Below are 14,902 nucleotides of genomic sequence, written 5' to 3'. Positions count from 1 at the left end.
CGGCATGGTGGCATAGATGAGCGGGCGAGGGCTATTGGCGTACCGCTCAGGCGATTCCCATACGCCGCCGGGCGCGATGGGCCGAGCCGTCGCGCATGGCCCAGCGCAGCACCGGAGCAGTGCTGTGGATGCCCAGGCGAATCAATCGGCGTTGCAGCGGGTTCTGGCCCAGCTCGAGCATCGCGCTGGCCCATTCCGGCAGCAGGTCGATACCGGCGCGCAGCATCAAGGCGCCGACCGGTTGCGCCAGGCGGCTGGGCGCCGGCGCGTCGAGCAGCACCTGCACCACTTCATGGCTGCGCGCGTCGCACAGCAGTTGCGGGCGCATGGCCTGCAGGTAGTCGGCAATTTGCTGGCGTGAGCGCGGCACGTTGCGCGCGCCCAGGCGCTCGGCGATCAGGGCGATCTCGGCGTAGTAGGCGTCCTGTTCGGTGACCGGCATCTGCGGGTTGCGGTAGCGCATGTGGGCGGCAAGAAAGCGGCTGACCTCGGCCACATGCACCCAGGTCAGCAGGTCCGGGTCGCTGGCGGCATAGGGCCGGCCATCGGCAGCGCTGCCGACCACCTGCAGGTGAATGGTGCGCACTTTTTCGATCAGCCAGTTGGCATCCCGGCTCGAACCAAAGGTGGTGCCGGAGATGAACTGGCTGGTGCGGCGCAAGCGGCCGAGCAGGTCCTGGCGAAAGTTGGAATGATCCCATACGCCAGCCAGCGCCAGCGGGTGCAGCAACTGCAGGAGCAGGGCACTGATGCCGCCGATCAGCATGCTCGGGAAGTCGCCGTGCACACGCCAGCTGAGGCTGTCCGGGCCGAACAGGCCGGGGTCGCCCTTGGGGTTTTCCAGGTCGAGCTGACCCAGGGACAAGCCGGTCAGGCTCATCACCTGGGTTTCGATACGGCGGCGAATCGCTTCCATGGTTACCTTGTGTTCAAGGCAGCCGATCAGCGCTGCCGCTTAAGTGTTCAGGCGTTTGTCGATCAGGCCCTGGACCACGCTCGGGTCGGCCAGGGTCGAGGTATCGCCGAGGCTGTCGAGCTCGTTGCAGGCGATCTTGCGCAGGATGCGCCGCATGATCTTGCCCGAACGGGTCTTGGGCAGTGCCGGCGCCCACTGGATCAGCTCGGGTTTGGCGAAGCTGCCAATCTCTTTGCTGACCAGGGCCAGCAGCTGCTGCTTGAGGCTGTCGTCCGGGGTCACACCGTTCATGGGCGTGACAAAGGCATAGATACCTTGGCCCTTGAGATCGTGAGGGTACCCGACAACGGCCGCTTCGGCGATGCTGTCGTGCAGTACCAGGGCGCTTTCCACCTCGGCGGTGCCGATCCGGTGCCCGGAGACGTTGATCACGTCATCGATGCGCCCGGTTATCCACAGGTCGCCGTCTGCGTCGCGGCGCGCACCGTCGCCGGTGAAGTAATAGCCCGGCAGCGGCTTGAAGTAGGTATCGATCATCCGCTGCGGATCGCCGTACACGCCGCGGATCTGCCCAGGCCAGCTGGCCTTGATCGCCAGCATGCCGCTGCCGGGGCCTTCGATCAGCTTGCCTTTTTCGTCCAGCAACACCGGTTGCACGCCGAACAGCGGCTGGGTGGCGCACCCGGGCTTGATTCGCCGGGTGCCCACCAGCGGGCTGATCATGATGCCGCCGGTTTCGGTCTGCCACCAGGTGTCGACGATCGGGCAGCGTTTTTCGCCTACGGCCTCGAAGTACCATTCCCAGGCTTCCGGGTTGATTGGCTCTCCGACGCTGCCGAGCAGGCGCAGGCTCTTGCGCGAGGTGCCCGCCAACGGGCCCTGGCCTTCGCGCATCAGCGCGCGCAGGGCGGTGGGCGCGGTGTAGAAGATATTGACCTGGTGCTTGTCGACCACCTGCCAGAAGCGCGAGGCATCGGGGTAGTTGGGCACGCCTTCGAACATCAGGGTAATTGCACCGTTGGCCAGCGGCCCGTAGACGATATAGCTGTGGCCGGTCACCCAGCCGACATCGGCGGTGCACCAGAACACCTCGCCCTCGCGGTAATCGAACACGGTCTTGAAGGTCAGCGCCGCCTGCAGCAGGTAGCCGGCGGTGGTGTGCAGTACGCCCTTGGGTTTGCCAGTGCTGCCGGAGGTATAGAGAATGAACAGCGGGTCTTCGGCGTCCATCGGCTCGGGTGGGCAGTCATCACTGACCTGCTTGATCGCTTCGTGGTACCAGAGATCGCGGCCTTCGCGCCAGTCGATCTTGCCGCCAGTACGCTTGATCACCACCACCGTACTGACATCCGGGCAACTGAGCAGGGCCTTGTCGACGTTGTGCTTCAGCGCCACGCTCTTGCCGCCGCGCACGCCTTCATCGGCGGTGATCAGCGTGCGACAGTCGGCGTCGAGAATCCGGTCACGCAGGGCATCCGGCGAGAAGCCACCGAACACCACCGAGTGAATGGCGCCAATGCGGCTGCAGGCGAGCATGGCGTAGGCCGCCTCCGGGACCATGGGCATGTAGATGCACACCCGGTCGCCTTTTTTCACCCCGCGCTGCTTGAGTACGTTGGCCAGGCGGCAGACCTGTTGGTGCAGTTCGCGGTAGGTGATGACGCTGGAGTCGGCAGGGTTGTCGCCTTCGCGAATGATCGCCGGTCGATCGCCCCGGGTGGCCAGGTGACGATCGATGCAGTTGTAGCTGACATTGAGTTGCGCGCCCTTGAACCAGGCGGCCTGGCCGGTCTTCATGTCGCTCTGCTGGACCTGGCTCCAGGGCTTGATCCAGTCCAGGGCCTTGGCCTGTTCGCACCAGAAGGTATCCGGGTCGTCGATGGACTGGCGGTACAGGCGCTGGTAGTCGGCCTGGCTCAGTTGCGCCGCTCTGCTGACGGCATCGGCTTGGGGAAAGTCGCTGATATCGAACATGGCGGGGTCCTGTTCTGACGGATTGTTTTTGTCAGGACAGTGTAGCCGCTGCCCCCGGCCGTGTTCGTTCGGCCAGGGGCAGCGCGGGCGGTCAACCGCGGTGACGGCTGCGGAAGAAGTTGATCAGGCCCTGGGTCGAGGCATCTTCGGCAGGCTCTTCAATGCCGCCGGTCAGGCGCTGGTAGACGCCCTTGCCGAGCTCCTTGCCCAGCTCCACGCCCCACTGGTCGAAGGCGTTGATACCCCAGATGACGCTTTGCACGAATACCTTGTGCTCGTACATCGCCACCAGTGCGCCAAGACGCCGTGGGCTGATGCGCTCGACCACCAGGGTATTGCTCGGGCGGTTGCCCGGAATCACCTTGTGCGGTGCCAGCTTCTGGATCTCGGCTTCGGCCATGCCTTTGTCACGCAGCTCGGCTTCGGCTTCGCTGCGGGTCTTGCCCAGCATCAGTGCCTGGCTCTGCGACAGGCAGTTGGCGTACAGCCACTGGTGATGGTCGGCGACCGGGTTGAAGCTGACCACCGGGACGATGAAGTCGGCCGGAATCAGCTGGGTGCCCTGGTGCAGCAACTGGTGGTAGGCATGCTGGCCGTTGCAACCCACGCCGCCCCAGATGACCGGGCCGGTGTCGTGGTTGACCGGCGTGCCGTCCTGGCGGACGCTCTTGCCGTTGGATTCCATGTCCAGTTGTTGCAGGTGCTTGGTGATGTTACGCAGGTAGTGGTCGTACGGCAGGATCGCGTGGCTTTGCGCGCCCCAGAAGTTGCCGTACCACACGCCGAGCAAGGCCAGCAGCACCGGCATGTTCTGTTCGAACGGCGCGTTCTGGAAGTGCTGGTCCATGGTGTAGGCACCGGACAGCAGTTCCTTGAAGTTGGCGGTACCGATGGCCAGCGCAATCGGCAAGCCGATGGCTGACCACAGCGAGTAACGCCCGCCGACCCAGTCCCACATCGGGAAAATGTTTTCTTCACGGATGCCGAAGGCCACGGCGGCGGCCTTGTTGCTGGAAACAGCGATGAAATGCTTATACAGCTCGGCTTCCGAGCCCCCCTGGGCCAGGTACCAGGCGCGGGCGGCCTGGGCGTTCTTCAGGGTTTCGAGGGTGTTGAACGACTTGGACGAAACGATGAACAGCGTGGTTTCGGCGCGCAGCTTGGCCGACAGCTCGTGGAACTCGCTGCCGTCGATGTTCGCCAGGTAATGGCAGCGCACGCCGCGCTGGGCGTAAGGCAGCAGGGCTTCGGAGACCAGCTCGGGGCCGAGGAACGAGCCACCGATGCCGATGTTGACCACGTCGGTGATCGGCTTCTCGCTGTAGCCGCGCCACAGGCCATCATGGATGCGGCCAACCAGCTCGGTCACCTGGTTGAGGACCTTGTGCACCTCGGGCATCACGTTGACGCCGTTGACGCTCAGCTTGTCGCCCACCGGGCGGCGCAGGGCGGTATGCAGGGCCGGGCGGCCTTCGGAGGCGTTAAGGATTTCGCCGGCGAACAGGCCCTTGATGGCCTCTTGCAGACCGACCTCGTTGGCCAGGCCCACCAGCAGCTCGCGGGTCTGGGCGTTGATCAGGTTTTTCGAGTAGTCGAGGAACAGCCCGCAGGTGCTCAGGGAGAATTCTTCGAAGCGCTTTGGCTCGGCAGTGAATGCGTCGCGCATGCTGAAGTCCTGCATGGCTTCGCGGTGTTGCTGGAGCGCCTGCCAGGCGGGCAGGGCGGTAACATCATGAGGGGTGCGGTAATACGCCATCGCTGCAGGTTTCCTTATTGCGTGAACTGCCTTGGACACTGAAAACAGCGCCCCGTTTGCAGGCTGATGCCAATTATAGGCATGCAGCCTGCGTTACAGGGAGAGGCAGCTCAGCGGGCGACCGGGTTACTTGTCGTCAAGGTTCAGGTGCAGGTTGTCGATCAGGCGGGTAGCGCCGAGGAAGGCGGCTACCAGGATCACCAGATCGCGGTCTTCAGGCGTCGCCGGGCGCAGGCTCAGGGCCTGGCGGACTTCCAGGTAGTCCGGGCGAAAGCCTGCTGCAGCCAGTTGCTGCTGGCCGTTGGCGATAAGCGCCGGGTAGTCCCGTTCGCCTTGCTCGATGGCGGCGGCCATCTGGCTCAGCAGGCGATACAGCGCTGGCGCCGTGGCGCGCTGCTCGTCGCTCAGGTAACCGTTGCGCGACGACAGCGCCAGGCCGTCTTCGGCGCGCACGGTCGGCTCGCCGATGATCTGGATCGGCATGTTCAGGTCGCGCACCAGCGCGCGGATTACCGCCAGTTGCTGGAAGTCTTTCTGGCCAAATACCGCCAGGTCCGGCTGGACCATGTTGAACAGCTTGCTGACCACCGTCGCCACGCCTTCAAAGTGGCCCGGACGGCTGGCACCACAGAGCCCGTCTGACAGCTGCGGGACGCTGACCCGGGTCTGCCCGGCCATGCCGTCGGGGTACATTTCTTCGACAGTGGGGGCGAACAGCAGGTGGCAGCCGGCCTGGAGCAGTTTCTCCTGGTCGGCGGCGAGGGTCCGCGGGTACTTGTCGAGGTCTTCGCTGGGGCCGAACTGCAGCGGGTTGACGAAGATGCTGGCGACGACGAAATCGACCCGTTGCGCGGCCTTGGTCACCAGCGCGGCATGGCCGCTGTGCAGGTTGCCCATGGTCGGCACGAAGCCGATGCGTTTGCCCTCACTGCGCGCCCGCGCCACGGCGGCGCGCAGTTCGAGGACGGTCTTGACTGTATTCATGCACTGAACCCGTGTTCGCTGGCGGGGAAGCTGACTTCCTTGACGGCGGTTACATAAGCCTTGAGCGCACCTTGAATGTCGCTCTGGCCGGCCATGAAGTTCTTCACGAACTTCGGTACCCGGCCGGTCAGCGACAAGCCGAGCATGTCGTGCAGCACCAGGACCTGGCCGTCGGTGGCGCTACCGGCACCAATACCGATGACCGGAATGCTCACCGCCTGGGTGATTTCGGCGGCAAGTTCGGTCGGCACGCACTCGAGCAGCAACATGGCCGCGCCGGCTTGCTCCAGGGCGATGGCGTCGGCACGCATCTGCCGGGCCTGGTTTTCCTGGCGGCCCTGGACCTTGTAGCCACCGAGGATGTTCACGGTTTGCGGGGTCAGGCCCATGTGCGCGCACACCGGCACGCCACGTTCGGCCAGCAGGCGGATGGTCTCCGCCAGCCAGGCGGCGCCTTCGACCTTGACCATGTGCGCGCCGGCTTGCATCAGCGCGCCGCTGTTGGCGAACGCCTGCTCGGTGGTGGCGCAGGCCATGAACGGCAGGTCGGCAAGAATCAGCGCACCTTCGTTGCCGCGTTTGACGCAGGCAGTGTGATAGGCCATCTCGGCATTGGTTACTGGCAAGGTGCTGTCATGGCCCTGGAGGACCATGCCCAGGGAGTCACCCACCAGCAATACTTCCACGCCGGCACGGCTGGCGGCCTGGGCAAAGGTCGCGTCGTAGCAGGTCAGCATGGTTATTTTCTCACCCTTGGCCTTAAGGCTCTGCAGGGTGGTCAGGGTTACTTCTGGCATGAAAAGGAATCCTCGTTCAGGCGCTGTGAAAAACGACTGCGTACAACGCGTGTATTCATCTTCTGGAACAGCACATCATCGATCGTGGTGTTTGAATTACGACCTGTTCCAGGCCTATATACGCCTTTTTGCGACGCTCGGGGCGCCACGGGACGCCTATAGTCGTGAGCGAGGGGGCTGAAGTCAATTACCCTGTTACCGCATTGTTACTAATGCGCTGTTACGGGCGTTACCGGCTGGGGGAGCGCCCGGCTACAGGCGCTCGAGGCCGACGAACGGGCAATCTGCCAGTAATTGGGACAGGGGCCTTTGATCGGCCAGGCAGAAGTCTTCGGGTACCAGCTCGGCCAGCGGGTAGAGGACGAACGGTCGCGCCTGCATGTGGTAATGCGGCACTTTCAGGCGTGGCACATCGATGACCTGGTCGCCGTACAGCAGGATATCCAGGTCGAGGGTGCGTGGGCCCCAGCGCTCTTTGCGCTCGCGGCCCTGATCGGCCTCGATGGCCTGCAGCGCATCGAGCAGCTCAAGCGGCGCGAGGGCGGTATCCAGCGCTGCCACGGCGTTGGTGTAGCGCGGCTGCCCGGGCGATAGCGATTCGCTGCTGTAGAAAGCCGAAACCCCGGCCAGGGCGCTTTCATGCAACTGCCCCAGCGCCTCGACGGCGCTGCGCAATTGCTGCTCGGGATCGGCCAGGTTGCTGCCCAGGCCAATGAAGGCGCGGACCATCGGTTACTCGCCTGCAGCGCCGTCGGCGCGCTTGCGCTTGCTCGGGCTGCGCTTGCGTTTGCGCGGGCCGGCACCGGCGCCTTCGTCACGGCTGCCGAGCTCACGAATCATGTCGCGGCGCTCGCTGTCGTTGCAGTCCTGGTAGTCGGTCCACCATTGGCCGAGGCCATCGGTTTCTTCGCCCGCGCTTTCACGCAGCAGCAGGAAGTCGTAACCGGCGCGGAAACGCGGGTTGTCGAGCAACAGGTCGGCACGCTTGCCGCTGCGCCGTGGCAGGCGCTCCTGCATGTCCCAGATCTCGCGGATCGGCATGGTGAAGCGCTTGGGGATCGCAATGCGCTGGCATTGTTCGGCGATCAGCTCGTGGGCGGCTTCGTTCATCGCCGGGATCGGTGGCATGCCACGGCTCTGCAGGCGCAGGGCGCGACCCGGCAGGGCTGGCCAGAGCATCGCGGCGAACAGGAAGGCCGGAGTCACCGGCTTGCCCTGCTTGACGCGCAGGTCGGTGTTGATCAAAGCCTGGCTGATCAGGGTGTGGGTGTAGGTCGGGTGTTCTTCGAGCGCTTCGGCACTGGCCGGGAACAGCGGGTTGAACAACTCCAGGTCGACGAGCATTTCAAAGGTGTCGGCAGCCTGCCCGGAGAGGAACAGCTTGAGCGATTCTTCGAACAGGCGCGCCGCCGGGATCTCGCGCAGCATCGGTGCCAGTTGGCGAATCGGCTGCACGGTGTGCTTCTCGATACCGAAGTTGAGCTTGGCGGCGAAACGCACAGCACGCAGCATGCGCACCGGGTCTTCCTGGTAGCGCTGGGTCGGGTCGCCGATCAGGCGAATCAGGCGGTTGCGGATGTCGTGTACGCCGTTGGCGTAGTCGAGGATGCGCTCGCTGACCGGATCGTAATACAGGGCGTTGATGGTGAAGTCGCGGCGTTGGGCGTCTTCTTCCAGGGTGCCGTAGACGTTGTCGCGCAAAATTCGCCCACTCTCGTTACGCGACGAGGTGTGGCTGTTCTCTTCTTCGCTTTCCGGGTGGTTGGCGCGGAAGGTGGCGACTTCGATGATTTCACGGCCGAAATGGATGTGAACCAGCTTGAAACGGCGACCAATGATACGGGCGTTACGAAATTCGCCGCGGACCTGTTCAGGGGTGGCGCTGGTGGCGACGTCGAAGTCCTTGGGGGTGATGCCCAGGAGCTGGTCGCGTACGCAGCCACCCACCAGGTAGGCCTGGTAGCCAGCGTTTTGCAGGCGCTCGACGATGTTCACCGCGTGGCGGCTGAACTGGCCACGTTGCAGCGAATGTTGACCACTATTGATCACTTCGGGCGTGGTGCGGATATGGTGCTGGCCACGCACGGTAGGACGGAATGACTGGAACAGCTTCTTCAGCATGGGATGCACTGTTTGAAGGAATGTTCGGCCAAAAACGAAGAATGGCCGCATGATGGGCGGGGATTCTAGCATTTACTCGGTGGATGGTGTAGGCGGTCGCGTCGGACGACGCGCGGGCAGGCTGGGGCGGCAGAAACTACAAGGGGAGCCGAAGCTCCCCAAGAAGTAGTTGCGTGCTCTTATTGTTTTTTTGCCGGGCTTCTTGTTTTTGTTGAGTGCCCTGCCCACAAAAAAAGCTTGTGGGCGGTCTCCCTAACCGGGATCAAGAGCAAACGGATTGCTTTGGTCGCTGAGGTTGCAATGATCATGCGATCCAACCAGTTCAGGCCCTGCTTGAGTGCAGTTTTTATTGTTCTCTGCCTGGTTGTGGGGCAAGCCCCAAATACAACTCCTCTCCAAAAGAATCAGTTAGCTGCGCCTCCGCCGTCTTGTTCTTATTGTGCGTGAGCCGATTCGTCTTATTTTTATTGTCTTTTGCAGTGCTTGTTATTGTTCTTGTACCAAACATATAGCAGGTGCCGTGCCAACTTTTGCAAAGCCCAGTAAAACAAGGGCTTGGAGCGGTTTTGCGGGGTTCGCGGGGCGAAAAAAAACCGGGGCTTCGTTACCGTAAGCCCCGGTTTTTGTTACGACTTCGTGCTGCGGTAACAGTTTGTCGCAAGGTGACAGTGTTACCGCCGCCCACCGTCGAAAACTGCTGAAACGCCTCAGCCTTCGCTGGTGGCCCCGCTCTTGCGCCGCGGGATACCCAGGCGCTGACGACGTTCCCACAGGCACTTGCGACTGACTCCGAGTTTGCGTGCAAGCTCGGTCTCGGTCATGTGGTCCTGGTGCTCGAGGACGAAATGCTGGAAGTAGTCCTCCAGCGACAGGTCTTCAGTCGGCTCGTGGCTGGTGTTGCTGGCATTGCTGCCGGTACCCGGCAGGCCGGCAAACGGATCGTCGTCTTCCAGGTCGCTCAGTTCGATGTCGATGCCCAGCAGGTCGGCGGAAATTTCCGGGCTCTCGCAGAGGATTACCGCACGCTCCACGGCGTTTTCCAGCTCGCGCACGTTACCTGGCCAGGAGTAATGCCGGATCGCCTGCTCGGCGTCGTGGCCAAAGCGCAGGTCGTTACGCCCCACGCGCGCACTCTGGCGGGCGAGGAAGGCATTGGCGATCTCGTTGACGTCGGCGCCCCGCTCGCGCAGGGCGGGCAACTTGAGGGCGATGACGTGCAGGCGGTAGTAAAGGTCTTCGCGGAACTGGCCGACCTTGGCCAGGTTCTTGAGGTCGCGGTGGGTCGCGGCAATCAGGCGCACATCGACCTTTTGCGATTGCACCGAGCCGACCCGGCGAATCTCGCCTTCCTGCAGCACGCGCAACAGGCGGGCCTGGGCTTCGAGCGGCAGTTCGCCGATTTCGTCGAGGAACAGCGTACCGCCATCGGCGGCTTCGACCAGGCCGGCACGACCGGCGCTGGCACCGGTAAAGGCGCCTTTCTCGTGGCCGAACAGTTCCGATTCGATCAGGGTCTCGGGAATCGCCGCGCAGTTCACCGAGATCATCGGCGCCTTGGCGCGCCGCGAGAGGTTGTGCAGGGCGCGGGCCACCAGCTCTTTACCGGTACCCGACTCGCCCTGGATCAATACATTGGAATCGGTTGGCGCAACCTTGCGGATCTTGCCGTACAGGTCCTGCATCGGCGGGCAGGAACCGATGATGCCGATCTCGCCGTTGGCTGCAGTACTGGCCGCCTTGTCGCCGGGCACCGCCTTGCCGTTGCCGCGCTCGGCCGGGGCGGCCGGCGCGTTCTGCCGGTCACGCAGGATGCGCGCCACGGCCTGGAGCATTTCGTCGTGATCGAACGGCTTGGCGATGTAGTCCACCGCGCCCATTTTCATCGAGTCGACGGCAGAGCGCAGGCTGGCGTAGCTGGTCATGATCAGCACCGGCGTGCCCTGGCCGAGCTTGATCAGTTCGGTGCCCGGTGCGCCGGGCAGGCGCAGGTCGCTGACAATCAGGTCGAAGGTCGCAATGCTGAAGCGTTCCTGGGCTTCCTGCACCGAGCCGGCCTCGCTGACCTGGTACTGGTTGCGCTCGAGCAATCGGCGCAACGCCGAGCGGATGATGGTTTCGTCTTCGACGATCAGAATATGCGGCATTGATTCAATTCTCTCGACGGTCTCAGTTCACAGCGGACGTCGCTACGACATGGCGCGGCAGGGTCACTCGGATCCGGGTGCCGCGTTGGCTCTGGCTATCGGCCGGGCTGTCGATGGTGATTTGTCCATAATGCTCTTCCACGATGGAATAGACCAGAGCAAGCCCCAGTCCGGTGCCTTCGCCCGGGTCCTTGGTGGTGAAGAAGGGTTCGAACAGACGATCCATGATGTTTTTCGGGATGCCGCTGCCTTCGTCCTCGACGATCAGGTCGACGGTATGCTCGCTGGCTTCGCTCTTGACCCGCACGGCACTGCCGGGCGGGGAGGCGTCGCGGGCGTTGGACAGCAGGTTGATCAGCACCTGGGCCAGGCGTTGCGGGTCGCCCTCGACCCAGTGGTCCGGGTCGCACAGGTTGAAGAACTGTACTTCGAAATTGCGCCGGTTCAAGGCCAGCAGACCGATGGCGTCCTGGGCCACTTCGGCCAGGCACACCGGCTCGTCGCTGTGCTGGTGGCTGCCGGCATGGGCAAAGCTCATCAGCGACTGGACGATGCGCGAGATGCGTTTGGTCTGCTCCAGGATCTGGCTGCTCAGCTCGGTGATCTCGCCGTCCTCTTCGCGCTCTTCGCGCAGGTTCTGCGCAAGGCAGGCGATACCGGTGACCGGGTTGCCGATCTCGTGGGCCACCCCGGCAGCCAGGCGGCCGATGCTGGCCAGGCGCTCGGAGTGCACCAGCTTGTCTTCCAGGGCCTGGGTCTCGGTGAGGTCTTCAACCAGCAGCACCAGGCCGCTGTTACCCGGTGCCAGTGGCTCGTCGATGGCCGCCTTGTGCAGGTTCAGCCAGCGGGTCTGGCCATCGAGGCCCAGGCGTTGTTTGTGCAAGTGTTCGTCGGGCACGTTGATGAAGCCCAAAAGCAGGCCGCGCCAGGGGTCGGCAATGGTGGTCAGGCGCGAGCCGACCACGCGCTTGGCGGGGATGCCGGTGAGCTCTTCCATGGCCTTGTTCCACATCAGGATCTCCTGGTCCTTGGCCAGCGAGCAGACGCCCATCGGCAACTCCTGCAGGGTCTGGCGGTGGTAACGGCGCAGGGCATCGAGCTCGGCGGCAAGGCCGGTCAGGCGCGAGTGGTAGTCTTCCAGGCGGCTTTCGATGAAGTGGATGTCTTCGGTCACGTAGTTTTCGTTACCGGACTTGTAGGGCAGGAAGGTCTCGACCATGTCCTGGGCCACACTCGGGCCCATCAGCCCCGACAGGTTGGCCTCGATGCGGTCGCGCAGGCGGCGCAGGGCATACGGGCGGCGCTCGTCGAACGGCAGGTAGAGGTCGCGCAGGGCTTGTTCCACTTCCTTCTGCGCAGCCTTGGCACCTAGCGGCTTGGCCAGTTGCGTGGCGAATTCCTGCGGCGAGGCGGCGTGCAGCTCACGGCGCTGCGGGCGGCGCACGTTATCCACCGCGCAGGCCTCGGCGGCGCTGACTTCTTCACTGCTGGCATTGGTGAACAGCGAGATCAGGGTAAACAGCAGTACGTTGGCGGCCAGCGAGGCGATCGCAGCCATGTGCCAGCTGGTGTCGTCGAGCACATAGATCATGTTCAGCAGCGGGATGTAGAAGCCTTGCAGGTTGCCCACCAGCGGCAACAGCATGGTCACCATCCACACCAGGATCCCCGCCAGCAGGCCGGCAATGAAGCCGCGGCGGTTGGCGGTCGGCCAGTACAGCACCGAGAGCACGCCCGGCAGGAACTGCAAGGTGGCGACGAAGGCGACGATGCCGAGGTTGGCCAGGTCCTGCTGGCTGCCCAGGGTCAGGTAGAAGCCGAAACCGGCGGCGATGATGGCGACGATCAGCGCCCGCCGGGTCCATTTCAGCCAGCGGTAGATGTTGCCCTCGGCCGGTGGCTGGTACAGCGGCAGCACCAGGTGGTTGAGGGCCATGCCCGAAAGCGCCAGGGTGGTGACGATGATCAGCCCGCTGGAGGCCGAGAGCCCACCGATATAGGCCAATAGCGCCAGTGCCTGGTTGTTGGCGGCGATGCCCAGGCCCAGGGTGAAGTATTCCGGGCTGGTGCTGGCGCCCATTTTCAGGCCGGCCCAGAGAATCAATGGCACCGCCAGGCTCATCAGCAGCAGGAACAGCGGCAGGCCCCAACTGGCGCTGACCAGCGAGCGTGGGTTGAGGTTTTCGGTAAAGGCCATGTGGTACATGTGCGGCATGACGATGGCCGAGGCGAAGAACACCAGCAGCAGGGTGCGCCATGGGCCTTCCTGCAAGGGGGTGTGCAGGGCGGCGAGGGCGGTCTGGTTCTGCAGCAGCCAGACTTCCAGCTCATGCGGGCCGCCAAACACGCCGTACAGCGCATACAGGCCAATGCCGCCGAGGGCCAGCAGCTTGATCACCGATTCGAAGGCAATGGCGAACACCAGGCCCTCGTGTTTCTCCCGGGTAGCGATGTGCCGCGAACCGAAGAAAATGGTGAACAGGGTGATCAATGCGCAAAAGGCAAAGGCGACCCGCGCCTTGACCGGTTCGCCGGTCAGAATGCTGATCGAGTCGGCCACCGCCTGGATCTGCAGGGCCAGCAGCGGCAGCACGCCGATCAACATGAAGATGGTGGTCAGCGCCCCGGCCCAGGTACTGCGAAAGCGGAAGGCGATCAGGTCGGCCAGCGACGACAATTGGTAAGTACGGGTGATCTTCAGGATCGGGTACAGCAGCACCGGTGCCAGCAGAAAGGCCCCGGACACCCCCAGGTAACAGGCGAGAAAGCCGTAGCCGTATTGGTAGGCCAGGCCCACCGAGCCATAAAAGGCCCAGGCACTGGCATAGACGCCCAGCGACAGGGTGTAGGTCAGCGGGTGGCGGATGATCGAGCGCGGGATCATCCCGCGTTCGCTGACCCAGGCCACGCCGAACAGCACCAGCAGGTAGGCGGCGCTGATCAGGATCATCTGGGTCAGGCTAAAGCTCATCGGCATCACGTTGGCTCTGCAGGATAAAGGTCACGACGATCAGGATCAGCCAGAGCAGGTAAGGGCGATACCAGGCTCCGGTTGGCTCGATCCACCAGTCCATGATGGCCGGGGAGAACAGGTAGATCCCCACGACCAGAAGCAGGACCAAACGATAGATATACATGCTGGCCTCAAAGGTTAGGGCGCTGCGGCTTGGACTTATTATTGGCGCAAATGGCTGCGGCGATGGTAACGGGCTTGTGGGTTTTTGCCAAAGAATTGAATTTACTGGGCTTTCTGTGGGGTCGGGCCCACAGGGATCAGTGCAGGTCGGCCTCGGGCACGCTCAGGCGCCGGGGCAGGGCGTCAGGGTTCCAGTGCAATGCGGCATGCGCCAGCACTTCGCCCGGGGTACCGTACTCCATGCCTGCTTCGGTCTTTTGCCCCAGTGCGCGCAGGGCGCGCAGCAGCAGGGGCGTGGCCTGGTCGGCGGCCAGTGGTGGCGAGCGGTAGGACTTGCCCAGCTTGTGCCCGTCAGGCTGCACGATCAGTGGCACGTGCAGGTAACGCGGCTGCGACAGGCCCAGCAGTTCCTGCAGGTACAGCTGGCGCGGGGTGTTATCCAGCAGGTCGGCGCCGCGCACGATATCGGTCACACCCTGCCAGGCATCATCAAGCACCACCGCCAGTTGATAAGCGTACAGGCCATCGCGGCGGCGAATGACAAAGTCACCCACCTCACGGCCCAGGTGCTGTTCGAAACGGCCCTGCACGCGGTCATCGAAATGGTAGGCCAGCTCCGGCACCCGCACGCGGATGGCGGCGCCTTCGCAGGCATGCCCGGCATTGCGGCACAGGCCCGGGTAAACGCCGTTGTAGCCTTCGAGTTGCTTGCGCGAGCAGGTGCAGGCGTAGGCCAGGCCCTGGCGGAACAGGCGCTCGAGCACTTCGGCATAGGCCGCGTGGCGCTGGCTTTGGTAGACCACCTCGCCGTCCCATTCCAGGCCGTAGCTTTCCAGGGTTTGCAGAATGGCGGCCTGGGCGCCGGGAGCTTCGCGGGGCGGGTCGATGTCTTCCATGCGCACCAGCCAGGTGCCGCCGACTGCCCGGGCATCCAGCCACGAGGCCAGGGCCGCGACCAGCGAACCAAAGTGCAGAAATCCACTGGGCGTGGGGGCGAAGCGTCCGATGTAGCGGGAGTCGTTCATGGCGAGCAGGTATGAAAATGAAACGGGGCGCCTGATGCGCCCCGTTCGG

At 63.8% G+C, this 14,902-nt stretch carries 11 protein-coding genes; all 11 read right to left on the bottom strand.

Annotation, left to right across the window (positions count from 1 at the left end):
- Positions 1-46: 46 nt before the first annotated feature.
- Positions 47-916 (bottom strand): oxygenase MpaB family protein, encoded by an 870-nt coding sequence (locus LOY54_RS23495; protein WP_258608103.1) that lies wholly within the window; start codon positions 914-916, stop codon positions 47-49.
- 39 nt (positions 917-955) lie between these two features.
- On the bottom strand, positions 956-2,890 hold the full coding sequence (acs, locus tag LOY54_RS23490; RefSeq protein WP_258608102.1) for an acetate--CoA ligase: 1,935 nt from the start codon (positions 2,888-2,890) through the stop codon (positions 956-958).
- 91 nt (positions 2,891-2,981) lie between these two features.
- Complete coding sequence (gene pgi, locus LOY54_RS23485; RefSeq protein ID WP_045199707.1) at positions 2,982-4,646, bottom strand: glucose-6-phosphate isomerase; 1,665 nt, start codon at positions 4,644-4,646, stop codon at positions 2,982-2,984.
- Positions 4,647-4,772: 126 nt separating this feature from the next.
- On the bottom strand, positions 4,773-5,630 hold the full coding sequence (panC, locus tag LOY54_RS23480) for a pantoate--beta-alanine ligase (RefSeq protein ID WP_258608101.1): 858 nt from the start codon (positions 5,628-5,630) through the stop codon (positions 4,773-4,775).
- Positions 5,627-6,427: a 3-methyl-2-oxobutanoate hydroxymethyltransferase gene (panB, locus tag LOY54_RS23475; RefSeq protein ID WP_045199705.1), complete on the bottom strand. Its 801-nt coding sequence runs from the start codon at positions 6,425-6,427 to the stop codon at positions 5,627-5,629. Before panB ends, panC begins: the two co-directional genes overlap by 4 nt.
- A gap of 252 nt (positions 6,428-6,679) precedes the next feature.
- Positions 6,680-7,156 (bottom strand): 2-amino-4-hydroxy-6-hydroxymethyldihydropteridine diphosphokinase, encoded by a 477-nt coding sequence (gene folK, locus LOY54_RS23470; RefSeq protein ID WP_093379337.1) that lies wholly within the window; start codon positions 7,154-7,156, stop codon positions 6,680-6,682.
- 3 nt (positions 7,157-7,159) lie between these two features.
- A complete protein-coding gene (locus LOY54_RS23465; RefSeq protein ID WP_045199703.1) occupies positions 7,160-8,548 on the bottom strand; it encodes a polynucleotide adenylyltransferase PcnB in 1,389 nt (462 codons plus the stop codon).
- Between the two features lie 707 nt (positions 8,549-9,255).
- Positions 9,256-10,692, bottom strand: coding sequence for a sigma-54 dependent transcriptional regulator (locus tag LOY54_RS23460; protein ID WP_258608100.1), 1,437 nt, complete (start codon positions 10,690-10,692; stop codon positions 9,256-9,258).
- Between the two features lie 22 nt (positions 10,693-10,714).
- Positions 10,715-13,669 carry a sensor histidine kinase gene (locus LOY54_RS23455; protein ID WP_176794212.1) on the bottom strand — a complete coding sequence of 985 codons (2,955 nt, stop codon included), beginning with the start codon at positions 13,667-13,669 and terminating at the stop codon, positions 10,715-10,717.
- Positions 13,653-13,829, bottom strand: coding sequence for a hypothetical protein (locus tag LOY54_RS23450; RefSeq protein WP_003250005.1), 177 nt, complete (start codon positions 13,827-13,829; stop codon positions 13,653-13,655). The genes LOY54_RS23455 and LOY54_RS23450 overlap by 17 nt, the downstream gene beginning before the upstream one ends.
- A 136-nt stretch (positions 13,830-13,965) precedes the next feature.
- Positions 13,966-14,853 carry a tRNA glutamyl-Q(34) synthetase GluQRS gene (gene gluQRS / locus LOY54_RS23445; protein ID WP_045199699.1) on the bottom strand — a complete coding sequence of 296 codons (888 nt, stop codon included), beginning with the start codon at positions 14,851-14,853 and terminating at the stop codon, positions 13,966-13,968.
- Between the last annotated feature and the right edge of the window lie 49 nt (positions 14,854-14,902).

This window comes from Pseudomonas sp. B21-032, from assembly GCF_024748965.1.
In the GTDB taxonomy this organism is placed as follows: domain Bacteria; phylum Pseudomonadota; class Gammaproteobacteria; order Pseudomonadales; family Pseudomonadaceae; genus Aquipseudomonas.
Note: the sequence above shows the minus strand (reverse complement) of the source record. Positions and strands in the feature narration are given on the sequence as shown.

Excerpts from the sequence above, each read along its gene's own strand:
- LOY54_RS23495 (WP_258608103.1), bottom strand. The coding sequence starts at position 916 with ATGGAAGCGATTCGCCGCCGTATCGAAACCCAGGTGATGAGCCTGACC.
- acs (WP_258608102.1), bottom strand. The coding sequence starts at position 2,890 with ATGTTCGATATCAGCGACTTTCCCCAAGCCGATGCCGTCAGCAGAGCG.
- pgi (WP_045199707.1), bottom strand. The coding sequence starts at position 4,646 with ATGGCGTATTACCGCACCCCTCATGATGTTACCGCCCTGCCCGCCTGG.
- panC (WP_258608101.1), bottom strand. The coding sequence starts at position 5,630 with ATGAATACAGTCAAGACCGTCCTCGAACTGCGCGCCGCCGTGGCGCGG.
- panB (WP_045199705.1), bottom strand. The coding sequence starts at position 6,427 with ATGCCAGAAGTAACCCTGACCACCCTGCAGAGCCTTAAGGCCAAGGGT.
- folK (WP_093379337.1), bottom strand. The coding sequence starts at position 7,156 with ATGGTCCGCGCCTTCATTGGCCTGGGCAGCAACCTGGCCGATCCCGAG.
- LOY54_RS23465 (WP_045199703.1), bottom strand. The coding sequence starts at position 8,548 with ATGCTGAAGAAGCTGTTCCAGTCATTCCGTCCTACCGTGCGTGGCCAG.
- LOY54_RS23460 (WP_258608100.1), bottom strand. The coding sequence starts at position 10,692 with ATGCCGCATATTCTGATCGTCGAAGACGAAACCATCATCCGCTCGGCG.
- LOY54_RS23455 (WP_176794212.1), bottom strand. The coding sequence starts at position 13,669 with ATGCCGATGAGCTTTAGCCTGACCCAGATGATCCTGATCAGCGCCGCC.
- LOY54_RS23450 (WP_003250005.1), bottom strand. The coding sequence starts at position 13,829 with ATGTATATCTATCGTTTGGTCCTGCTTCTGGTCGTGGGGATCTACCTG.
- gluQRS (WP_045199699.1), bottom strand. The coding sequence starts at position 14,853 with ATGAACGACTCCCGCTACATCGGACGCTTCGCCCCCACGCCCAGTGGA.